Origin of the sequence: Microbacterium sp. UBA3486 (assembly GCF_002377845.1) — a bacterium.
GTDB lineage: Bacteria > Actinomycetota > Actinomycetes > Actinomycetales > Microbacteriaceae > Microbacterium > Microbacterium maritypicum_A.
In genome coordinates this window covers 26,841-47,967 of record NZ_DFQP01000088.1, presented here as the reverse complement: position 1 = coordinate 47,967, position 21,127 = coordinate 26,841, and the positions used below count along the sequence as shown (strand labels likewise).

General features: G+C 68.9%; 24 protein-coding genes. 14 read left to right on the top strand and 10 right to left on the bottom strand.

All coding sequences use genetic code 11. The features are described from left to right. Nucleotides 1-143 precede the first annotated feature (143 nt). The 7 genes from B2869_RS14150 to B2869_RS14120 are packed head-to-tail and all read left to right on the top strand — an operon-like array spanning nt 144 to nt 7,513. Nucleotides 144-860: an NUDIX hydrolase gene (locus tag B2869_RS14150; protein WP_292767860.1), complete on the top strand. Its 717-nt coding sequence runs from the start codon at nt 144-146 to the stop codon at nt 858-860. Beyond that, the gene (nadA, locus tag B2869_RS14145; RefSeq protein WP_292767857.1) at nt 857-2,194 is read left to right on the top strand and encodes a quinolinate synthase NadA; all 1,338 of its coding nucleotides are present in this window, start codon (nt 857-859) and stop codon (nt 2,192-2,194) included. Before B2869_RS14150 ends, nadA begins: the two co-directional genes overlap by 4 nt. Next, on the top strand, nt 2,191-3,714 hold the full coding sequence (gene nadB, locus B2869_RS14140) for an L-aspartate oxidase (RefSeq protein WP_292767854.1): 1,524 nt from the start codon (nt 2,191-2,193) through the stop codon (nt 3,712-3,714). Before nadA ends, nadB begins: the two co-directional genes overlap by 4 nt. After that, on the top strand, nt 3,714-4,565 hold the full coding sequence (nadC, locus tag B2869_RS14135; protein ID WP_292767851.1) for a carboxylating nicotinate-nucleotide diphosphorylase: 852 nt from the start codon (nt 3,714-3,716) through the stop codon (nt 4,563-4,565). Before nadB ends, nadC begins: the two co-directional genes overlap by 1 nt. A 35-nt stretch (nt 4,566-4,600) precedes the next feature. Then, nucleotides 4,601-5,737 carry a cysteine desulfurase family protein gene (locus tag B2869_RS14130; protein ID WP_292767883.1) on the top strand — a complete coding sequence of 379 codons (1,137 nt, stop codon included), beginning with the start codon at nt 4,601-4,603 and terminating at the stop codon, nt 5,735-5,737. A 22-nt stretch (nt 5,738-5,759) separates the two neighbouring features. Further along, nucleotides 5,760-6,707: a glycosyltransferase family 2 protein gene (locus B2869_RS14125; RefSeq protein WP_292767847.1), complete on the top strand. Its 948-nt coding sequence runs from the start codon at nt 5,760-5,762 to the stop codon at nt 6,705-6,707. A gap of 32 nt (nt 6,708-6,739) precedes the next feature. After that, nucleotides 6,740-7,513 carry an SDR family NAD(P)-dependent oxidoreductase gene (locus B2869_RS14120; RefSeq protein WP_292767844.1) on the top strand — a complete coding sequence of 258 codons (774 nt, stop codon included), beginning with the start codon at nt 6,740-6,742 and terminating at the stop codon, nt 7,511-7,513. A gap of 50 nt (nt 7,514-7,563) precedes the next feature. On the opposite strand, the gene B2869_RS14115 is transcribed toward B2869_RS14120, so the two are convergent. Beyond that, nucleotides 7,564-9,621, bottom strand: coding sequence for an ABC transporter ATP-binding protein (locus B2869_RS14115; protein WP_292767880.1), 2,058 nt, complete (start codon nt 9,619-9,621; stop codon nt 7,564-7,566). Nucleotides 9,622-9,786: 165 nt separating this feature from the next. On the opposite strand from B2869_RS14115, the gene B2869_RS14110 reads away from it, so the two are divergent. Next, complete coding sequence (locus tag B2869_RS14110; RefSeq protein ID WP_292767841.1) at nt 9,787-11,265, top strand: DHA2 family efflux MFS transporter permease subunit; 1,479 nt, start codon at nt 9,787-9,789, stop codon at nt 11,263-11,265. Nucleotides 11,266-11,299: 34 nt separating this feature from the next. Here the strand turns inward: B2869_RS14110 and B2869_RS14105 are convergent, their stop codons facing one another. Then, entirely contained in the window at nt 11,300-11,446 is a 147-nt protein-coding gene (locus B2869_RS14105; RefSeq protein ID WP_168441045.1) for a hypothetical protein, read from the bottom strand. 95 nt (nt 11,447-11,541) lie between these two features. Between B2869_RS14105 and B2869_RS14100 the strand changes: the two genes are divergently transcribed. Continuing rightward, nucleotides 11,542-12,135, top strand: a complete 594-nt coding sequence (locus tag B2869_RS14100; RefSeq protein ID WP_292767837.1) for a 1-acyl-sn-glycerol-3-phosphate acyltransferase — start codon at nt 11,542-11,544, stop codon at nt 12,133-12,135. A gap of 25 nt (nt 12,136-12,160) precedes the next feature. On the opposite strand, the gene B2869_RS14095 is transcribed toward B2869_RS14100, so the two are convergent. Next, the gene (locus tag B2869_RS14095; protein ID WP_021199574.1) at nt 12,161-12,364 is read right to left on the bottom strand and encodes a hypothetical protein; all 204 of its coding nucleotides are present in this window, start codon (nt 12,362-12,364) and stop codon (nt 12,161-12,163) included. Between the two features lie 69 nt (nt 12,365-12,433). Here B2869_RS14095 and B2869_RS14090 point away from each other — a divergent pair, with 69 nt between their 5' ends. Continuing rightward, the gene (locus tag B2869_RS14090; protein ID WP_167254566.1) at nt 12,434-12,961 is read left to right on the top strand and encodes a DUF6328 family protein; all 528 of its coding nucleotides are present in this window, start codon (nt 12,434-12,436) and stop codon (nt 12,959-12,961) included. A gap of 26 nt (nt 12,962-12,987) precedes the next feature. On the opposite strand, the gene B2869_RS14085 is transcribed toward B2869_RS14090, so the two are convergent. After that, nucleotides 12,988-13,530: a Dps family protein gene (locus B2869_RS14085; protein WP_167254567.1), complete on the bottom strand. Its 543-nt coding sequence runs from the start codon at nt 13,528-13,530 to the stop codon at nt 12,988-12,990. 124 nt (nt 13,531-13,654) lie between these two features. Between B2869_RS14085 and B2869_RS14080 the strand changes: the two genes are divergently transcribed. From B2869_RS14080 to B2869_RS14065, 4 genes are all read left to right on the top strand, one after another. Then, entirely contained in the window at nt 13,655-14,161 is a 507-nt protein-coding gene (locus B2869_RS14080) for a GNAT family N-acetyltransferase (protein ID WP_373695382.1), read from the top strand. Nucleotides 14,162-14,268: 107 nt separating this feature from the next. Beyond that, nucleotides 14,269-14,568: a hypothetical protein gene (locus tag B2869_RS14075; protein WP_017828684.1), complete on the top strand. Its 300-nt coding sequence runs from the start codon at nt 14,269-14,271 to the stop codon at nt 14,566-14,568. Nucleotides 14,569-14,690: 122 nt separating this feature from the next. Further along, nucleotides 14,691-15,353, top strand: a complete 663-nt coding sequence (locus tag B2869_RS14070; RefSeq protein WP_292767829.1) for a hypothetical protein — start codon at nt 14,691-14,693, stop codon at nt 15,351-15,353. A gap of 60 nt (nt 15,354-15,413) precedes the next feature. Beyond that, the gene (locus B2869_RS14065; RefSeq protein ID WP_292767826.1) at nt 15,414-15,758 is read left to right on the top strand and encodes a helix-turn-helix domain-containing protein; all 345 of its coding nucleotides are present in this window, start codon (nt 15,414-15,416) and stop codon (nt 15,756-15,758) included. 39 nt (nt 15,759-15,797) lie between these two features. On the opposite strand, the gene B2869_RS14060 is transcribed toward B2869_RS14065, so the two are convergent. The 6 genes from B2869_RS14060 to B2869_RS14035 form a co-directional block, all read right to left on the bottom strand. Next, nucleotides 15,798-16,373 (bottom strand): alpha/beta fold hydrolase, encoded by a 576-nt coding sequence (locus B2869_RS14060; protein ID WP_292767823.1) that lies wholly within the window; start codon nt 16,371-16,373, stop codon nt 15,798-15,800. 157 nt (nt 16,374-16,530) lie between these two features. Next, nucleotides 16,531-17,085 carry a GNAT family N-acetyltransferase gene (locus B2869_RS14055; RefSeq protein ID WP_292767820.1) on the bottom strand — a complete coding sequence of 185 codons (555 nt, stop codon included), beginning with the start codon at nt 17,083-17,085 and terminating at the stop codon, nt 16,531-16,533. Continuing rightward, on the bottom strand, nt 17,082-18,743 hold the full coding sequence (locus B2869_RS14050; protein ID WP_292767818.1) for an ABC-F family ATP-binding cassette domain-containing protein: 1,662 nt from the start codon (nt 18,741-18,743) through the stop codon (nt 17,082-17,084). The genes B2869_RS14055 and B2869_RS14050 overlap by 4 nt, the downstream gene beginning before the upstream one ends. 133 nt (nt 18,744-18,876) lie before the next feature. Then, a complete protein-coding gene (locus B2869_RS14045; RefSeq protein ID WP_292767815.1) occupies nt 18,877-19,020 on the bottom strand; it encodes a hypothetical protein in 144 nt (47 codons plus the stop codon). A gap of 228 nt (nt 19,021-19,248) precedes the next feature. After that, nucleotides 19,249-20,331: a redox-regulated ATPase YchF gene (ychF, locus tag B2869_RS14040; RefSeq protein WP_292767812.1), complete on the bottom strand. Its 1,083-nt coding sequence runs from the start codon at nt 20,329-20,331 to the stop codon at nt 19,249-19,251. Nucleotides 20,332-20,382: 51 nt separating this feature from the next. Beyond that, nucleotides 20,383-21,123, bottom strand: a complete 741-nt coding sequence (locus tag B2869_RS14035) for a class I SAM-dependent methyltransferase (RefSeq protein WP_292767809.1) — start codon at nt 21,121-21,123, stop codon at nt 20,383-20,385. Between the last annotated feature and the right edge of the window lie 4 nt (nt 21,124-21,127).

Below are 21,127 nucleotides of genomic sequence, written 5' to 3'. Positions count from 1 at the left end.
CAGTAACCTAACAAACCCCGCCCCGCCGAACAAGCTTCCCTGCGCCCACGAGATAACGTTTCGGACTCGACGCGGACCGCCGTCATCTGCGCCCACTAAGTGTCCGAATGACACTAAGATCGGTCTCGGAGGTTAAGGTGTCCATGACTCAAACTAGCGACATCCGGGTCGCCGTCTCGACGGTCATCCTGACGTTGCGTCGCACGGACGACGGACGCGCGGTCCTCGCGCTGCCCCTCGTGCGGCGCACCCGCGAGCCGTACGCCGATCAATGGGCTCTCCCCGGCGGCTGGCTCACCCCGACCGAATCGCCCGTCGACGCCTCGGCACGCACCCTGGCCGAGACCACAGGACTCTCCCCCAGCTACCTCGAGCAGCTCTACGCCTTCGGCGCCGTCGACCGCTCCCCCACCCGGGTCGTGTCGATCGTCTACTGGGCGCTGCTGCGACAGGACGATGTGACAGCGCAGAGCGCGGCGCATCGCGCGTCCGGTCACGCCCCCGAGAACGTGGAGTGGTTCGACATCGACGAGCTGCCGCAGCTGGCCTTCGACCACGCGAAGATCGTCGAGTACGCGCTGTGGCGTCTGCGCAACAAGGTCGGCTACAGCCGCGTCGCCCAGGGATTCCTTCCTACGGAGTTCACCCTCGCCGAGCTGCGCGAAGCCTACGAGGCGATTCTCGGCCGCACCCTCGACCCCGCCAATTTCCGGCGTCAGGTGGAGGCCGCGGGCAACCTGCTCCCCACCGACCGGTTCCGCACCGGAAGCCACCGACCTGCACGTCTGTACCGCGACAACACCGACGTCGAGCTGGCCGATCGCGGCCCGCTCGGTCCCGAAGAAACGAGCACCCGATGAGTATCACCTTCGTCCCCGCGCCGGCCGTCCCGCCGCTGGACGCCTCGGTCGACCATGCGATCCAGGCCATCGTCAGCGGCGCGTCGACCGACGCCACGTGCACCACCGACCTCGCTGCCGGCCCGTGGGACTTCGACGCGCGACCGGGCTACGGACCCGGCTCTTCCATGGGCGACGTGATCCCGACGGGGGCGCCGCGTCAGGGAGAGCTGCCCACCGAGTACCGAGAGGCGACGGAGGAGGAGCTCGACAGACGGATCCGCGCCGCGAAGGCCACCCTCGGCGACAGCGTCGTGATCCTGGGCCATTTCTACCAGCGCGAGGAGGTCGTGCAGCATGCGGACTACGTCGGCGACTCGTTCCAGCTCGCGACCGCGGCCAAGGGACGGACGGATGCCGAAGCCATCGTGTTCTGCGGCGTGCACTTCATGGCCGAGACCGCCGATCTGCTCTCGCAGCCCGACCAGGCGGTGATCCTGCCCAACCTCGCCGCCGGATGCTCGATGGCGGACATGGCCGACATCGACCAGGTCGAGGACTGCTGGGAACAGCTCGAAGACGTGCTCGGCGACCTCGACGCCGTCGACGCCGACGGCCGCGTGCCGGTGATCCCGGTGACGTACATGAACTCCTCGGCGGCGATCAAGGGCTTCGTCGGACGGCACGGCGGGATCGTCTGCACCTCGTCCAACGCTGAGACCGTGCTCGAGTGGGCTTTCGAGCGTGGGCGCCGCGTGCTGTTCTTCCCCGACCAGCACCTGGGTCGGAACACCGCGAAGGCGATGGGCGTGCCGCTCGAACAGATGCCGATGTGGAACCCACGGCGAGCGCTCGGCGGATCCTCCGCCGCAGAGCTGCTCGACTCGCGCGTGATCCTGTGGCACGGCTTCTGCTCGGTGCACCGGCGCTTCACCGTCGGCCAGATCGACCAGGCCCGTGCCGAGCACCCCGGCGTGCGCGTGATCGTGCACCCCGAGTGCCCGATGGAGGTCGTCGACGCCGCGGATGAGGCCGGTTCGACCGAGTACATCCGCCGAGCGATCGACGCGGCCACCGAGCCGACCACGTTCGCGATCGGCACGGAGATCAACCTCGTCCGCCGGCTCGCCGCCCAGTACCCGCAGCACGAGATCTTCTGCCTCGACCCGGTGGTGTGCCCCTGCTCGACGATGTACCGCATCCACCCCGGATACCTGGCCTGGGTTCTGGAGGAGCTGGTGGCCGGCCGCACGCCGAACCGGATCACGGTCTCCGACGAGGTGGCCGACCCCGCGCGTGTGGCGCTGGAGCGGATGCTCGCGGCGAGGCCTCCGGTGGTCGCGGGCGCGCGATGAACGTCATCGTCGTCGGGTCGGGCATCGCGGGACTCACCGCGGCGCTTCACGCGCACGAGGCCGGACACGACGTGACGATCGTCACCAAGCGCGACCTCGGAGACGGCTGCACCGGGCTCGCTCAGGGTGGCGTCGCCGGCATCTACGGTCCGGACGACTCCGCCGCACTGCACGCCGCCGACACCCGAGACGCCAGTGCGGGACTGTCGGACCGGGACGCCGTGCAGGTGCTGGTCACGGACGGAGCGGCACGGATCGCCGAGCTGATCGCACGCGGTGTCGGCTTCGATCGTGCGGTGGACGGCACCCTGCTGCTCGGGCGTGAGGCCGCCCACCGCCACGCCCGCATCGTGCACGCGGGAGGTGACGCCACGGGCGCGGCGATCTCCGCGGCGCTCGTCGCGTCCGTACGGCGGACGGACATCCCCCTCGTCGAACATGCCTTCCTGGTCGACCTGCTGAGGCACGAAGGCGCCGTGCGCGGAATCCGGATCCTCCTCGGCGGTGAGGTCTCCGAGATCCCCGCCGATGCCGTCATCCTCGCCACCGGCGGCGCCGGCCACCTCTACGCGCACACGACGAACGCGGCAGGGACGACCGGAGACGGCATCGCCGCCGCGATACGGGCGGGCGCTGCGGTCGCCGACCTGGAGTTCGTCCAGTTCCATCCGACGATCCTGGCGAAGGGCCCCGCGTTCCTCATCTCCGAGGCGGTGCGCGGCGAGGGCGCGACCCTGGTCGACGACGACGACCGTCGGTTCGTGTTCGACAGCCACCCCGACGGCGAGCTCGCACCGCGCGACGTGGTGGCGCGAGCGATCGCACGCCGCGCCACGGCTCAGGCCGCCCCGGTCAGGCTCGACGCCACGATGCTCGGCGCCGAGACCCTCGCGCGGAGGTTCCCCACGATCGACCGGGTGACGAGAGAACGCGGCTTCGACTGGGCCCGCGAACCGATCCCCGTGACGCCGGCCGCGCACTACCTGATGGGTGGCGTGGTCACCGACCTCGACGGCCGCACCACCGTGCCCGGCCTCTTCGCCGCGGGCGAGGTGGCACGCACCGGGGTGCACGGAGCAAATCGTCTGGCGTCGAACTCGCTGCTCGAAGGCGCGGTGTTCGGGGCCCGTGCGGCGGCGGCGTTGACGAGACCCTGGGCGGATGTCGCGCACGGCTCCCCTCAGGCCTGCCCCCGTGCGGAAGGGAGCCGCGGTGCGATCACCCCCGCGTTCAGCCGCTCCGCGCTGCAGCGGCTGATGTGGGAAGACGTCGGACTGCTGCGGAACAGAGACGGTCTCTCCCGCACGCTCGACGTCCTGCAGACCTGGACCGCGGAGAGCTCGGCGCCGACGACGATGTCGGCGCACGAAGACGCGAACCTGCTGCTGCTCGCCCAGGCGACAGCCGCCGCAGCGCTCGCCCGCACGGTATCCGTCGGCGCCCACCATCGTGTCGATGCGGCCCGACCCGCCGCCGATGCCTCTTCCCGCCTCCCCTCATCGATCCTGGAGACCGTCTGATGCTGACCACCGCCACCATGAACCGCGTCGTCGGCGCGGCCCTCGAAGAAGATGCGCCCTGGGGGGACGTCACCAGCACCACGCTGCTGCCAGCGGATGCCACCGCGACCGCCGATCTCGTCGCCCGGGAAGCCGGAGTCTTCAGCGGTGGAGAGGTCTTCGCCGCCGCGTTCCGGCTCACCGACGCGACTCTCGACATCGACCTGCACGTCGGTGACGGCGACGAGTTCGCCGCGGGCGACGTGCTCGCCTCGGTCTCGGGGTCGGCCCGCAGTGTGCTCACCGCAGAGCGGGTCGGCCTGAACTTCACGCAGCGGATGAGCGGTATCGCCACCCTCGCCGCCGCGTACGTCGCCGCGATCGAGGGCACTGGTGCTCGCATCGCCGACACCCGCAAGACCACGCCGGGACTGCGGGCGTTCGAACGGCATGCGGTCGAATCGGGCGGCGGTCACAACCACCGGTACTCGCTGTCGGATGCCGTGATGGCTAAGGACAACCACCTGGCCGTGCTCACGCGTTCGGGGCTCGACCTCGCGACGGCGCTCCGCGAGGCGCTGTCCCGCCTCCCGCACACGACCCACGTCGTCGTCGAGGTCGACCGGCTCGACCAGATCCCGGCCGTCCTCGACGGTGGTGCCCACACCGTGCTGCTCGACAACTTCTCGCTCGCCGACCTGCGCGCGGGGGTGGCCCTCATCTCCGGCCGTGCCACGGTCGAGGCCTCGGGAGGCGTGAACCTCGACACGGTCGGCGACATCGCCCGCACCGGAGTGGACGTGATCTCTGTGGGGGCGCTGACGCACTCCGCGCCCGCCCTCGATCTGGGCCTGGATCTGCGGATCGACTGAGCGCGATGTCGCCCTCGGACCTGCCCCGCACCGGCATGCTCTACCTCGATCACGCCGCGTCCTCCCCGGTACGACCGGAGGTGCTCGAAGCGATGCGGCCGTTCCTCTCCGGCGTGTTCGGAAACCCGTCGAGCCGTCACACGGCCGGCGAGGCGGCGGCGGACGCGCTCGACGATGCCCGTGCACGGGTGGCGCGCGTGCTGGGGATGCGGACGGGCGACGTCGTGTTCACCGCCGGCGGCACCGAAGCGAACAACCTCGCGGTGAAGGGCATCGTGCTCGCGGCTCTCGAGACGGGGCGGCGGCATCTGGTGATCTCGCCGATCGAGCACGAGTCGATCCTCGAGTCCGCCGACTATCTGCGACGCTTCCACGCCGTCGAGGTCTCCTTCCTGCCGGTGGACTCGCGGGGAGGGATCGACCCGGATGACCTGGCTGCGGCGATCAGGGACGACTCGGCTCTGATCTCGATCGGCCATGCCAACAACGAGATCGGCACCGTCCAGGATGTGACGGCGCTTGCGGCCGTCACCCGTGCCGCCCGCGTGCCCCTGCATCTGGATGCCGTGCAGTCGGCGGGGTGGCTCCCTCTGCATGACCTCGGCGCCGACGCGGTGTCGATCGCCGGGCACAAGCTCGGGGCACCCAAAGGCATCGGCGCCCTGGCCGTACGCGGGCGCGTGCCGGTGGAGCCGCTGCTGCACGGCGGCGGCCAGGAGCGCGGGAGACGCTCCGGCACCGAGAACGTCGCGGGCGCCGTAGCACTCGCGACGGCGCTGGAACTCGCCGAGACGGAACGCGAGACGGTTGCGGCGCAGGTCGGCTCGGCGACCGCGCGGTTCATCACCCGGGTGCTCACGAGCATCCCCGAAGCCACGCTCACCGGGGATTCCCGAGGCCGTCTGCCCGGAACGGCGAGCTTCACGTTCGCCGGCACCAGCGGGGAGTCGATTCTGCTCGAGCTGGAGCGCCGCGGGGTCATCTCGTCGAGCGGATCGGCATGCGCGGCGGGCAGCGACGAGCCGTCGCACGTGCTCCTCGCCTGCGGTGTGGCCCCCGAAGTGGCGCAGACCGCCGTTCGTTTCACGTTCGATCGCGCGGCTCTACCCTTGGATGCTCCCGAACGGCTGGCTGTGCTCGTCGCCGAGTCGGTACGCGCGGCCCACGGCTGAGCCACGGTCATAGACTCAGCAGGTGACTGCCTCCGCCCCGATCGTGACGCTGATCGTCCCCGGACGCGACATCGCGGCCTTCGCCCCCGCCGCTCTCGACTCGCTGCGCGCGCAGACCGAGTCACGATGGCGGGCGATCCTCGTCGACGACGGCTCGACGGATGACACAGGAGCGATCTTCGACGCCGCCGCAGCCGAAGACCCCCGCTTCACGACGATCCGCCACGGGGCCTCCCGAGGTCTCGGCGCCGCGCGCAATGTCGGTCTGGAGCTCGTCGACACCCCGTACCTCGGTTTCCTCGACGGCGACGACGAACTGCTGCCGAACGCCCTCGCCCGCATGACGCAGACACTGGGCCGGACCGGAAGCGACTTCGTCGCCGGCGCCTACGTGCGCTCGCGGGTCCTCGGTGACGGCTACGTCGCCGGCCGCGTGCAGCCCTGGGTCGCTGCGGCCACGTCTCCGGAGCGACTCGGCACGACCCTCGCCGCGCACCCCCTGGCGGTCTCGAACATCGTCGCCTGGTCGAAGGTGAGCCGCACCTCGTTCTGGCACGACCTGCGCTTCCCCGAGGGGGTCGCCTACGAAGACCAGGTGGTCGCGCAGCTCATGTACACCCGGGCACGCGCATTCGATGTGATCCCCGATGTGGTCGTGCGCTGGCGGCTCCGCGCCGATGGCACCTCGATCACTCAGGGCAAGGCACAGCTGCCGGTGCTGCGCGACTACCTCGCGGCCCTCCGCGGCGGCATCCACGTGCTGCACGAGGCCGGTGCCCGCGCCTCGGTGACCGCTCGCATCGAACTCATCCTCGCGATGGACGTCGCCTCGCTCCTCGGGATCGCCGAGAGCCATGCCGACCCGACCTACGCCGCCGAGGTCGACGCCTTCATCTCGGAGCTGCGGGCCCTCCCCGAGTTCGCCGACGCCGCGCCCGACCCCGCCATCGCCGCCGCGCTCGCGTGGTGATCCCCGCCCTCCGAACCCCTGACGGTGAACACATGAACGACTACCTCTCCTCCCTGTTCTCACTCGACGGTCGCACCGCCGTCGTCACCGGCGGCAGCTCCGGGATCGGCCGGGGGATCGCCACCGCACTCGCTCGCGCCGGAGCGTCGACGGTCATCGTCGCGCGCGGTGAGGATCGCGTCCGCGCGACGGTCGACGAGCTGCGCGCGCTCGGATGCCGCGCCCACGGCGTGATCGGCGACCTCAGCACGAGGGACGGGATCCACGCCGTCGGCGAAGCAGCGGCCGCACCGTTCGGCGCGCCCGACATCCTCGTCAACTCCGCCGGCATCAATATCCGCCCGCCGTTCGCGGAGATCACCGAAGACGACTGGGACGCGACGATGACAGTCAACGCCCTCGCGCCGTTCCTGCTCGGTCAGCGCTTTGCGCAGGGCATGGCCGCACGCGGGTACGGTCGACTCATTCACATCAGTTCCCAGCAGGCCCACCGCGCCTTCGTGGGCAGCGGCATCTACGGCGCGTCGAAAGGCGCGGTGGAATCGCTCATGCGCTCCGAGGCCGAGGCCTGGGGTGGAACCGGCGTCACCAGCAACACGCTCGTCCCCGGCTTCGTGCTCACCCCGTTGAACGCCCGGCTGCAGCAGGACCCGGAGAAGGTCGCGGAGCTCGCCGCGCGCACGATGATCGGGCGCAACGGTCTGCCGAGCGACTTCGCGGGGGCCGCGGTGTTCCTTGCCGGAGCCGGCTCGGCCTACGTCACCGGCCAGTCGCTGTTCGTCGACGGCGGCCTCTCGGTGCACTGACGCTCGCCGCCACGACGCCGCCTCAGGGTGCAGTACTCAGGGCTCAGGGCTCAGGGCTCAGGCGGGTAGACCCGTTCGTCCGGTCGAGGCTCGGCGAGCAGCGGCACCGCAGCGGTGATGGTCGCGACCGCATCCGCCCCCGCGGAATCGGCGGGCGCCTTGTCCGCGCGGCGATCGGCGAGGGGTGCCACGGTGCCCCCGGTCACTTCGTCCTCGACGGCGGCCTCGGTCTCGAGCACGCGCGACGCCGCCACCTGCTCGGCCGCGAGCTCGGCATACAGACCGCCGCGGGCGAGCAGTTCGACGTGCGAACCCGACTCGACGATGCGCCCGGCCTCCAGAACGTGGATCACGTCCGCGCCCATCACGGTCGAGAGCCGGTGGGCGATGGAGAGGGTCGTGCGCCCCTTCGCGGCCTCGTCGAGCGCCTCCTGCACCACGCGCTCCGAGACCGTGTCGAGTGCCGAGGTCGCTTCGTCGAGGAGCAGCACCGGGGGGTCTTTCAGCAGCACCCTGGCGATCGCGATGCGCTGTTTCTCGCCACCGGAGAGCCGGTAGCCGCGCTCCCCCACCACGGTGTCGTAGCCCTGCTCGAAGCCAGCGATGATGTGGTGGATGTTCGCGGCGGTGCAGGCGGCGATCAGTTCTTCCTCGGTCGCATCGGGCTTGGCATAGCGCAGGTTCTCACGGATCGTGGCATGGAAGAGGTACGTCTCCTGCGACACGATGCCGACGTTGTCGATGATCGACTCCTGAGTGAGCGCGCGCACGTCGGCACCGGCGAACATCACGGCTCCGCCCTTCGCCTCGTACAGGCGCGGAGCCAGATACAGGATCGTCGTCTTGCCGGCGCCCGAGGGGCCCACGAACGCGACGTGCTGGCCGGGTTCCGCCACGAAGGACACTCCGTCGAGCGTCGGGCGGGCGTCGGAGGACGCGTCCGGGTAGCGGAACACCACCTCGGCGAACTCCAGGCGTCCTCGCGGCCCGGGTGCGTCGTCGACCGTGATCGCGTCGGGCGCATCCTGGATCTCCGGGACGAGGTCGAGGTATTCGAAGATGCGCGCGAACAGCGCCGACGACGTCTGCAGATCGAGCGACACCCGCATCAGCCCCATCAACGGCATGAGCAGCCGCGCCTGCACCGTGGTGAACGCGACGACGGTTCCTGCGGTGATCACCCCCGTGCCGCCGGCGATCAGGTATCCGGAGACGAGATAGATCACGGCAGGAACGCTGGCCATCAGCACCTGCACGACGGCGAAGAATCCCTGGCCGCTCATCGCCCGGCGCACCTGGAGGACCACCTGGTTGCGGTTCTCCGCCTGGTAGCGCTCCGACTCGGTGCGCTGGCGGTTGAAGGCCTTCGACAGCAGCATGCCCGAGACGCTCAGCGTCTCCTGCGTGATCGAGGTGAGCTCGGACAGCGATTCCTGCGTCTCTCCGGCGATACGTGCCCGCACCTGTCCCACCTTGCGCTGGACGACGATCAGGAACGGCATCATGATCACGGCGATGAGCGTGAGACGCCAGTCGATCAGGATCATCGCGACGAGCGAGGCGATCACCGTGACGACGTTGCCCAGGATGCTGGTGACGGTGTTCGTCAGCACGCCGGAGACGCCACCCACGTCGTTCTGCAGGCGTGACTGGATGACGCCCGTCTTGGTGCGGGTGAAGAAGCCGAGTTCCATCGCCTGCAGGTGCTCGAACAGCTTCACACGCAGGTCGCCGGTGACGCTGTTGCCGACCGTTGCCGTGAGCCAGGTCTGGGCCACTCCGAGAGCGGCGGAGAGCAGGAAGAGACCGATCATGGCGGCGACGAGCCAGGCCAGCAGTTCGAGGTGCGGCCCTCCCCCGGCGACGGGGAACAGCGCATCGTCGAAGATCCGCTGCACGATCAGCGGCGGCACGACGGCTATCGCGGCGCCGACCACCACCAGGATGCCGGTGGAGAAGATACGCCAGCGATACGCGCGGAACAGCGAGACGACCCGCGCACCGAGGCCGTTGATCCGGGGGGCCTCGGCATTCAGCTTCCGCTGCGCGCTCTCGTCGACCCCGCGGAAGCCACCACCCCGCGGGCCACCGCCCATGCCGCCGCCCATGCTCATGGCGCCAGCGTACTCACGTGCGGGGACACCGAGGCCCGCGCCTCCGCCGTCGGCGGATATCTGTGAATTCGGAATGAAATGTCCGCGGCTGCCGTTACGCTGAGTGACTCTTGCGAACTCTCGCGATACTCCGTTTCTTCTTCGCCCTGGAGGCCGCCCATGTCTGCCGTCGATACCGGCTCCATCTCGACGACCCCCGCAGCGGCAGGGGGCGAGATCTCCCGCAAGGACATGCGGGTGATCTGGCTGCTACTGGTCGCCGCCTTCGTCGCCATCCTCAACGAGACCACGATGGGGATCGCGATCCCTCATCTGAACACCGACCTGGGCATTCCGCCCGAGCTCGGCCAGTGGCTCACGAGCGCCTTCATGCTCACCATGGCCGTGGTCATCCCGACCACCGGGTTCATCCTGCAGCGGTTCACGACGCGTCAGGTCTTCATCGCCGCGATGATCGCGTTCTCGCTCGGCACGCTCGTGGCGCTCGTCGCCCCCGGCTTCGCCGTGCTGCTCGTCGGCCGTGTGATCCAGGCGGCCGGTACCGGCATCATGATGCCGCTGCTCATGACGACGATCATGAACGTCGTGCCGCCGCAGTCCCGCGGTCGCATGATGGGCCGTGTCGGCCTCGTGATCTCGCTCGCTCCCGCCATCGGCCCGACCCTCGCGGGTGCGGTGCTCGAACTCGCCAGCTGGCGCGCGCTCTTCGGAATCATCCTCCCGATCTCCCTCATCGCCCTGTTCATGGGCGTCAAGTGGATGACGAACCTGGGTGAGACCCGCGCCGTGCCGCTCGACGTGCTGTCGATCCCGCTCGCGGCGCTCGGCTTCGGCGGCATCGTGTTCGGACTCAGCCAGTTCGGCGGCGAGGGCGGATCGGGCGAGACCGCCGGCATCATCTCGCTGGTGGTCGGCGCGGTGTCGCTCGGCCTGTTCGTCTGGCGTCAGCTCGTGTTGCAGCGCGTCGACGACGCGCTGCTCGATCTGCGCGTGTTCCGCTCCAGCAACTTCACGCTGTCGGTGATCATCATGTCGATCCTGGCGCTGTCGATGTTCGGCACGCTGACGCTGCTTCCGCAGTATCTGCAGAACGTCGCCGGTCTCAACCCGCTGCAGTCCGGCCTGATCCTGCTTCCGGGCTCGCTGCTCATGGGGCTGCTCGGGCCCGTCATGGGCCGTGTCTACGATGCGCGCGGCACGCGTCCGCTGCTCATCCCCGGCACGATCCTGGTCTCGGCGTCGCTCTTCTTCTACTCGACGGTGGGCGAGCACACCGTATGGTGGGTTCTCATCATCGTGCAGGCGGCGATGTCGGTCGGCCTGGCGATGTCGTTCACGCCGCTGTTCTCCGCCTCGCTCGGGTCGCTCCAGCGATCGCTGTACTCGCACGGTTCTGCGGTACTGAACACGCTGCAGCAGGTCGGCGGCGCGGCCGGTGTCGCGCTGCTGCTGGTGACGTACTCTTCGATCCTGCACGCGGGCGAGCAGGAGGGGCTGTCGACCGCGGTCGCCGGCGCTCCCGGCGCGCGCATGGCGTTCCTCATCGCGGCGATCATCTCGATCGCGGCGGTGGCGCTCAGCCCGTTCGTCCGCAAGCCCGCCGACGATGCCGGCGAGGGTTTCCACGGCGGTCACTGACCCTCCGTAGACGGCCTGCGATGGCGTCTGCCGCTTACTCGCTCTTCGGGGCGGGGAACTGGCAGACGCCATTGCTGCAATAGCCGACAGCATCGCCCTCGAGCAGATTCAGAGAGTCCAGGAGCGGCTGCAGCCCGACGGGCGCTTCCTGCTGCACGGAGTCCTGCTGCGTTTTCTTCATCCCTCGATCGTACGCCCGCCCGGAGGCGGTGGCGCCGAGCCTGCCCGGTGGGCGTCGACAGCGGGCGGACAGCTGTTCTCCCCTACGGTTGATCCATGGTCACACGACTCCTCGCCCGCATCTTCTGGGCGTTCAGCAGATGGACGCTCGTGAGCGAGGCCGCGCCGACGCGCCCGACCGTGCTCGTGGGCGCGCCCCACACCTCTAACTGGGATTTCGTCCTGATGCTCGCCATCGCTTGGAAGCTCGATATCGACGTGCACTGGCTGGGGAAGAAGAGCCTCTTCCACGGCTGGCGAGGGCCGGTCATGCGTCGCCTCGGTGGCATCCCCGTCGACCGCGCCGATCCGGCACGCGTGGTGAAAGACGTCGTGAGCCAGGTCCACGACGGCACGGTCTTCGGCCTGGTGGTCACTCCGGATGGCACCCGCGGCGGCAACGAGTACTGGAAATCGGGCTTCTACCGGATCGCCCGAGAGACAGGCATGCCGGTGACGCTCGGGTTCGTCGATCGGACGACCATGACCACGGGACTCGGCCCGACGATCGACCTGACCGGCGATGTCGCGTCGGACATGGACCGGATCCGCGCGTTCTACGCCGACAAGGCCGGCGTGCGCCCGGAACGACGCACCGAACCGCGGCTACGTGAAGAGGATGCGGGCACGTCCGAGACCGACGCCGCGTAGGCAGCCGAGCCGTGCACGCAGGAGGTCATTCCTCGTGCTCGGCGTGCGAGCGGGCGTACTCGAGGTCGTCGTCGCTCAGGGACTCCACCATCCCGACCACGGCGCCGGTGATGACGCGGATCTCCTCGCGCACCTCCTCTTCCAGGTGCGGGGTCTTGCTGTCGAGCACCGCCCGGCGCCCGTCTTCCGAGAGTTCGGACCACCAGTCGCGGATCGGCGGGAGCGTCATCGTGCCTTCTTTCGTTCTGCAGGTGCACGCGTCTGGACAGCACCGGAGTGCGGAATCCACACTGAGACCATGACATCAGAACCATCTGGTCGTGGGGACGGTCTCGACGACCGTGCCGACGGACGCGACGAGACCGCGAATGAACGCGCGGATCGCAACTGGGACGAGCTGTTGCAGGAGTTGCGCGTCATGCAGACCGGTACGCAGATCCTCACTGGATTCCTCCTCGCCGTTGCCTTCCAGCCGCGTTTCACCGACATGGACGAGCTCCAGCGAGATCTGTACGTCGTCCTCGTCGCTCTCGCTGCGGTGGCGACCATCCTCGCACTCGCGCCGGTGGGGATGCATCGTGCACTGTTCGGCCGCCGTCGCAAGCCCGACCTCGTCCGCATCGCCGCCCGGATCGTCCGTATCGACCTGGTCGTCATCGGTGCCCTGACCATCGGCGTGACGACCCTGATCGTCGATTTCACGGTGGACCGTACGGCGGGGATCATCGCTCTCGTCGCAGCGGTCGTGCTGGTGGTATCCCTGTGGGTGGCGCTGCCCCGCGTCATGCGGGGCCGTCCTCTCGTCCGCGGAGCCGCCGACGAGTGACGGCGACTCCGCGGACGCGAGAGGGCTCAGCGACCCGCCGGACTCCGGTTCTCCGCACTGACCATCCACGCGAACTGCTCGAGCCGCTCGATGATGGCGTGCAGGAGGTCGGCCGAGGTCGGGTCCTCTTCGTCGACGGCGTCGTGCACGTCGCGCACCGTTCCCACCGCGGCCTCGAGGCGCTCGGTGATCAGGTCGATGGTCTCCGTCGTCGACACCTCCCCCGCAGGGAACTCGGGAAGCGACGTCGTCTTCGCGATGGTCGCGCTGCGCCCGTCGGGGACGGCGTGCAGTGCACGCATGCGCTCCGCGATCGTGTCGCTGAAGGTCCGCGCATCGTCGATGATCTCGTCGAGCTGGCGATGCGTGTCGCGGAAGTTGCGTCCGACGACGTTCCAGTGCGCCTGCTTTCCTTGGATCGCGAGATCAAGCAGGTCGACGAGCACCGCCTGCAGGTTGTTCGCGAGCGTCGTCGAGGCGGTGAACCCCTTCTCCGCGTTCTGCTGCCTGGTCGTCTTCGCCGCGCCCTTCGTCGAGCCGCCGGTCTTCGTGGTCTTGCTTTCAGCCATGGTGTGACCTCCTACCGGTGACGCTAGCCGGGGCGGAGACGCGCGGCGAGGGGGTTGACACCGTCGGGAGGCGACCCCGAATGTGGCTCGGGTGAATGACGCAGACAACGTGAAAGCAGACTCCGTGAACGCAGACTCCGTGAACGAAGATCCGAGCAGAACCCGGCCGGAGATCGTGATCTCCCCGATCGGCGACGAGGATGCCGGCGAGGTGCTGACCGTGCAGCGCGCCGCCTTCGTCTCGGAGGCTGCGATCTACGGGAGCGTCGACATGCCTCCGCTGACCCAGACTCTCTCCGAGATGGAGGCGGAGCTGCGATCGGAGTCCGGGCTGACGGCGCGCATCGACGGGCGCCTCGTCGGCGCCATCCGCTACGTCGAGAAGGACGGTCTGCTCCTGATCGGCAGGATCGCGATCGCCCCCGATATGCAGGGCGAGGGAATCGGGAGGCTGCTGCTCGAGAGCGCCGAGAAGGCGTCGGGCGCAGACGTCGCCGAGCTGTTCACCGGAAGCCTGAGCGAGGCGAACATCCGCCTGTACGAGTCGTGCGGCTATGAGGAGCATGAGCGGGTGCCCGACGGCGACGGCACCGCGCAGGTGTTTCTGCGCAAGAACCTGCGAGCAGGGTAAGAGCCTCCTCCGAATCCGCGCAAGGGGGTTGAGACGATCTCCGAGGTCCGGCATCGTGGCCCGGACATGCCGCGACCGTGGCATGCCCCAACCGGAAGGAGAGTCTCGTGCTCACCCTCACCGACAACGCCTCCGCCATCGTGACGACCCTTGTCAGCCGTCAGACCGACGCACCGGATGCCGGGCTCCGCATCCACTCCACCGAAGCCCAGGGCCCCGAGGGCGGTGCACGCCTCGCCGTGCTCGTCGCCGCGGACCCTGAGCCGCAGGACCAGGTCGTGGAGGTCGCCGGCACCCGGCTGTTCCTCGATGAGTCGGCGGCCGCTGCGCTCGACGACAAGATCCTCGATGCCGGCGTCGACGACGAAGGCTCCGTGTCCTTCGCCGTCACCCCTCAGGTCGCCTGACCGAAGGATTCCGGATGCCGCGGCCGATCGGGTCGCGGCATCCGTCTGTCTGGGGAGGTCACGATCTGGACTCCGTGCTCCGTCCAGCGCGAAGGACGCTGTTGAGTCAATACAATTCGAGCGTGCGACACTCTCTTGCCTCTGCCGTGGCCCTGGCCGCCTCCGCCCTCCTCCTCATCGGGTGCACGTCCGCCCCCTCAACGACCGGGCCGTCGACAGCTCCCACCGCGGCGCCCTCGCCGACCCCGAGCGCGACGGCAGAGATCGAACCACAGATCGTCGTCTCCCTCGACGGAATCGCCGTCACCGACGAATCCGGCATCCGTCGCGCTGACTTCGCCGACCTCGACGCAGTCCTGAACCTGGTCGGCGAGGTGGCCGGCGGGCTCCCGGAACCGGAGAAGGTCGAGGACCCCCCTGGCTATGAGTACGGGATGGTGAACTACACGTGGGACGGGCTGAAGGTCTTCACGGATACGGCGCACGAAGCTCCGGCATCCGTTGCGATCACCGGCTCATCGCTCAACGGCGTCCCGATCATGACCGAAGAAGGTGTCGCCGTCGGATCCACACGCGAGGAACTCATCGACGCGGGCGCCTGGGCACTCGTCGACGCGGAAGACCCGCGCACCGCGGAGTTCGTCGGTGTGGGCGGGCGCGAGGCCCCCGGGACCGAGTCGCTGACTCACCCCGGCTCCGTCGGGATCATCTTCACGCTGTTCTGGTTCGACGGTGACGTGGTCAAGCAGATCCAGGTGCCCTCGAACGATTACAGCGATATCTGAGAGGCCCACCGCGTAACCTGGAGCGAGCTCGCACGCTCGTGCGAACACTGAAAGGCCACCGTGAAGATCTCCCTGCTCCGCCGCTTCGTCGTCCTCGCGGAGGAACTGCATTTCCCGCGTGCGGCGGAGAAGCTCGGCATCCCGCTGGCCTCGCTCTACACCTCGATCGACAAGCTTGAAGCCGAGGTCGGTCATCCGATCGTCCATCGCGAGGGCCCGACCCGGCTCACCCCTGTCGGCGAACTCCTCCTCGTCGAAGCGAAGGCAGAGGTCGCCGCGGCTCCGGCGCCGGTGCGCAATGCACCCGCCCCCGCCGGAGGCAAGGCCAAAGCCTCGAAGGGCAAGGGTCGCACGCCCGCGGTGAAGGGGCAGCCGAAGCCCTACAAGAAGCGTCAGGGTCGATAGAGGATCAGGTCGCTCGGCGAGGGCCTCTGGGCGAAGGCCTCAGTCCCAGTCGAGGTACTCCTCGATGACGACGGCGGTCTCGATCGGGTGCGTCATCGGGAACAGGTGATCGGCTCCGTCGATGCTCTTCACGCTCGCACGCTCGGGCGCGGTGGACTGCAGCTGCTCACCGTTGGCGAACGGAGCGTCGATGTCCTTCGTGCCCTGGATGATCAGAACGGGCATCACGGGTGCGAGCGGGGTGTCGTTCTCCTCGACAGCCAGCAGCGCCAGACCGTTCACTCGGTCGGCATGCGCCAGGGCGAACGCCCGCGCGACCGTGCCGCCGAAGCCATGGCCGCCGATCCACGTGTCGCCCAGTCCGACGTGATCGATCACGGCGAGTACGTCTTCGACCCGATCCTCCAGCGAGACCTCTTCGTGCTTGACCTCGGCGCGATGACCGATGCGCAGCACGTGGAAGCCCGCCTCCTCGGCGAGGTAGTGCGCGACGACGCCGAGAACATCAGCCGCCAGATCGCGCTCCTGGATCAGGACGAGCTTGACGGGACCGTCGCCCTCGTCGACGAAGGGGATCGCGCGGCCGTCGGGCTCGAAGATCTGGGTGTCGGTCATCGGCGTCAATCTCCTCGTGCCGTCAGGGTCGGGAACTCCGGCGGAACGTCCACGGTGGACGCCAGCGACCGAACCGCGGCCGAAGCCGCCATGTTCCAGCGTATCCCGACCCGGCGGTCAGGGAGACGTTCCGGCAGCGGATCAGCAGAGCCGGCCGCTACCAGGCCCGTCCGCGAAGATCGATCGTGCCCTCGGGCCACCTGCGCGGTGGGGAGCCGAGCGCGAATGTCAGAATCGGCGGCCCCGGAGCCTGCGTGGTGGGCTGACCGGCGCGATCGATCGAGTGCTCCGCTGCGGAGACGCGGTGCCATCCGCAGGATTCGTAGAAGGCGACGACCTCTTCACGGCACCCGAGGTACCCGAACTCGATGCCCCCGGCCTCCGTCATCGATGCGGCTGCGCGCTCCATGAGCCGGGCGCCGGCCCGCTGTCCTCGTGCCTGCGGGGAGATCAGAACCCCGCCGACTCCGGCGATCACGACCTCCGCCGTACCGACGCTGATGGTGCGCCGCGCCCAGCCGACGTGTCCCACCACGGCATCGTCGAGTCGGGCGATGACATGGAGGTCGTGAGGCGCATAACCGTAGGGCTGATCAGGATTCCACGCCCCGAACTCCGCGGAGTACTCGATGTCGAACAGCTCCCGCAGCCGTGCCAGGTCGTTCGTGGTCAGCAGATCGTGCGGGACACTGTCGATGACGAGGCTCGTCATACCTCGGCGACCTTTCCCGCCTCCACCCGCCAGTGCCGGTCGGTCTGCACCGTGGCGAGCATGCGACGATCGTGGGTGACCAGCAGCAGCGTTCCCTCGTAGGACTCGAGCGCCTGTTCGAGCTGCTCGATCGCGGGCAGGTCAAGGTGGTTCGTCGGCTCGTCGAGCACGAGCAGGTTGACGCCCCGCGCCTGCAGCAGTGCCAGTCCCGCGCGCGTGCGCTCACCCGGCGAGAGCTCATCGACGGCGCGTGTCACATGATCCGCCTTGAGCCCGAACTTCGCCAGGAGTGTGCGGACCTCACCCGACGCCATCTCCGGCACGAGGTCCTCGAAGGCGACGGCGAGCGGCTGCGTGCCGACCAGCAGTGCGCGGGCCTGGTCGATCTCGCCGATCTGCACGCTCGCACCGAGACTCGCCGTTCCCTCGTCCGGAGCCTGCCGTCCCAGCAGTCCGCGCAGCAGCGTCGACTTCCCGGCGCCGTTGGGACCGGTGATGCCGATCCGCTCCCCCGCGTTCACCTGGAGCGACACGGGCCCGAGCTGAAAGCTTCCCTGCCGGAACACGGCCGAGCTCAGTGTCGACACGACGGAGCTGGAACGCGGCGCCGAGCCGATGGTGAACTCGAGCTGCCACTCCTTGCGCGGCTCCTCGACCTCTTCGAGCCGGGCGATCCTGCTCTCCATCTGACGCACCTTCTGCGCCTGCTTCTCACTCGACTCGGCCGACGCCTTGCGTTTGATCTTGTCGTTGTCCGGAGCCTTCTTCATCGCGTTGCGCACACCCTGGCTCGACCACTCGCGCTGGGTCCGGGCACGAGCGACGAGGTCGGCCTTCTTGTCGGCGAACTCGTCGTACTTCTCACGCTGGTGTCGCCGGACCGTGGCCCGCTCCTCCAGGTACGCGTCGTAGCCACCGCCGAACACCCGGTTGCTGTTCTGCGCGAGATCGAGTTCCAGCACGCGGGTCACGCAGCGCGCGAGGAACTCGCGGTCGTGGCTGACAACGACGACACCGCCACGGAGTCCGCGCACGAAGGCCTCCAGCCGCTCGATCCCGTCGAGGTCGAGGTCGTTGGTCGGTTCGTCCAGCAGGGCGATGTCGAAACGCGAGAGCAGGAGTGCGGCGAGACCGACGCGGGCGGCCTGTCCGCCCGACAGCGACGTCATCATCGCTGCGGCCGGGTCGGCGCCCAGGTCGAGTCCGAGGTCGGCGAGCACCACCGGAAGTCGCTCGTCGAGGTCGGCGGCACCGCTCGCCAGCCAGCGGTCCAGCGCGACGGAGTAGGTGTCGGCAGGATCGGTGCCCGGCGCGGCGAGAGACGGGTCCCCCAGGGCCGCTGCGGCAGCATCCATGGCTTCGGTCGCGGCCGCGCAGCCGGTGCGACGGCCGATGTAGTCGACGACGCTCTCTCCGACGATGCGTTCGTGCTCCTGCGGCAGCCAGCCGACGAAGGCATCCGCCGGTGAGAGCCGGATCGTGCCGGCCTGGGGCTCGTCGACACCGGCCAGCAGCTTCAGAAGGGTCGACTTCCCCGCCCCGTTCGCCCCGACGAGACCGACGACGTCACCCGCTGTGACGGTCAGGTCGAGCGAGTCGAACAGGGTGCGGTGGCCGTACCCGCCGGCCAGCCCTTGGGCCACGAGTGTTGCGGTCATCCGTCAATCCTGTCATCCGTGCAGGTGGTGCACAGACGCGGGGCCTCAGCGGGCGCCGATCCGCGATCTCTCGAGTCGACGCGTGAGCACGAGCGCGATGGTGACGATGATCAGGCAGAACAGGCCGGCGAATCTACACGAACGGGATCGTGAATCCTCCGGAGAACATCACCGCAGCCAGGCCCACGATCGCCAAGCCCACGAGCATGACATAAGCAACAGCCCGCACCCACCCGTTCGAACGACCGGCTGCGGTAGTGAGGACCAGGATTCCCATGGGCACCAGCATCAGCCCTCCGAACAGCAAAGCGGGCGCAACACGAACATCGGGAGCCGGGCACGGCGATGCCAACGCACACAGCGTCGGCATGTGCTGCGCCGCCCACAGAGCCGCCCACGTCACGAACAGAATCGCCACGGCGGGAAGCATCTTCAGCGCGTGGCTCCGACGAGAGCGTTCCACAGTGTCCACAGGGTTACCCTGGCAGGCGCCCGACGAATCGCGCTAGTTGTTGAAGCGGAACTCCACCACGTCGCCATCCTGCATGACGTAGTCCTTGCCCTCGAGGCGGGCCTTGCCCTTGGCACGGGCCTCGACGACGGATCCGGTCTCGACCAGATCCTCGAACGAGACGATCTCGGCCTTGATGAACCCCTTCTCGAAGTCGGTGTGGATGACACCGGCCGCCTGAGGGGCCTTCGACCCCTTGGGGATCGTCCAGGCGCGAGCTTCCTTCGGCCCAGCCGTGAGGTACGTCTGCAGACCGAGCGTGTCGAAGCCGATGCGGGCGAGCTGGTCGAGGCCGGACTCGTCCTGGCCGGTCGAAGCCAGCAGCTCCGCCGCATCCTCCGGGTCGAGGTCGATCAGTTCCGACTCGATCTTCGCGTCGAGGAAGATGGCCTTCGCCGGAGCGACGAGAGCGGCGAGCTCCGCCTTACGCGCGTCGTCGGTCAGCACGGCCTCGTCGACGTTGAAGACGAAGATGACGGGCTTCGCGGTGAGCAGACCCAGCTCGCGGATGGGCGTCAGGTCGATGCCGGCGACCGAGAGCAGCACGCCGCGCTCCAGCGCATCCTTCGCCGCATTCGCAGTCTCGAGCACGACAGGCTCGATCTTCTTGCCGCGGACTTCCTTCTCGTACCGGGCGATCGCCTTGTCGACGGTCTCCAGGTCGGCGAGCATGAGCTCAGCGTTGATCGTCTCCATGTCGGATGCCGGGTTGACCGTGCCGTCGACGTGCACGACGTCGTCGTCAGCGAAGCCGCGAACGACCTGCGCGATGGCGTCGGCCTCACGGATGTTGGCCAGGAACTTGTTGCCCAGGCCCTCCCCCTCGCTCGCACCGCGCACGATACCGGCGATGTCGACGAACGACACGGCGGCGGGGAGGATCCGCTCGCTGCCGAAGATCTCCGCGAGCTTCTCCAGACGCGGATCGGGCAGGTTCACCACACCGACGTTGGGCTCGATCGTCGCGAACGGATAGTTCGCCGCGAGCACGTCGTTCTTGGTGAGTGCGTTGAAGAGGGTGGACTTGCCGACGTTGGGNNCGTTGGGCAGGCCGACGATGCCGATAGTGAGAGCCACGGGGCACGAGTCTACCTGGCCGGTGCCCGGCGATCCTGCGGGAGCTGTGCGTCAGTCGCGGACGGCGCGGTACGCACGGGTCACGTACGGAAGGTCGATGGTCGCATCGCCATGCAGGTCGAGCTCATCGAAGAGGGCGTCGAGCTCCCGGCGGATGCGCTCCTTCTCCTCGTCAGGGGCGGTGATGATGTAGCTCCGTGATGCCGCCATCCGGTGCAGCACGTCGCGGATGACGGGGCGGACCCATTCCCACCGCTCCTGCTCGATCGGGCCGAAAGGTGCGGCGACGACAGGATCGCCCTCGGCGAGCATGATCTCGGCGTGACTGCCGTGCATGATCTCGGTGAGCCTGCGGACCCACTCGACACGATCGTCGCGGATGTTCCAGATGAGGCCCAGCACTCCCCCGCTGCGCACGGTGCGCCCGATCTCCGCGGAGCCGGCGACCGGATCCACCCAGTGCCAGGCTTGCCCCAGTACGACGGCGTCGACGCTCGCGTCCGGCAGCGGCAGCTGCTCCGCGGACCCGACGAAGGTGGGCACCCCCGGAACCGCACCGCGGAGCGTGGCGAGCATCTCCGGATCGGGGTCGACCGCGACGACCTCGGCGTCGGGAGCCTGCGAGAGGACGCGCGTGAGCTTGCCCGTTCCTGCGCCGACATCGGCGACGCGGCGGGAATCCGCGGGCATCCGCTCGAGCATCCACGCCACCGCCTCGAACGGATAGTCGGGCCTTCCGGCCTCGTAATCCCCGGCCTGCGCTCCGAACGACGTCGCCATGTCCTCAGCCATGTCG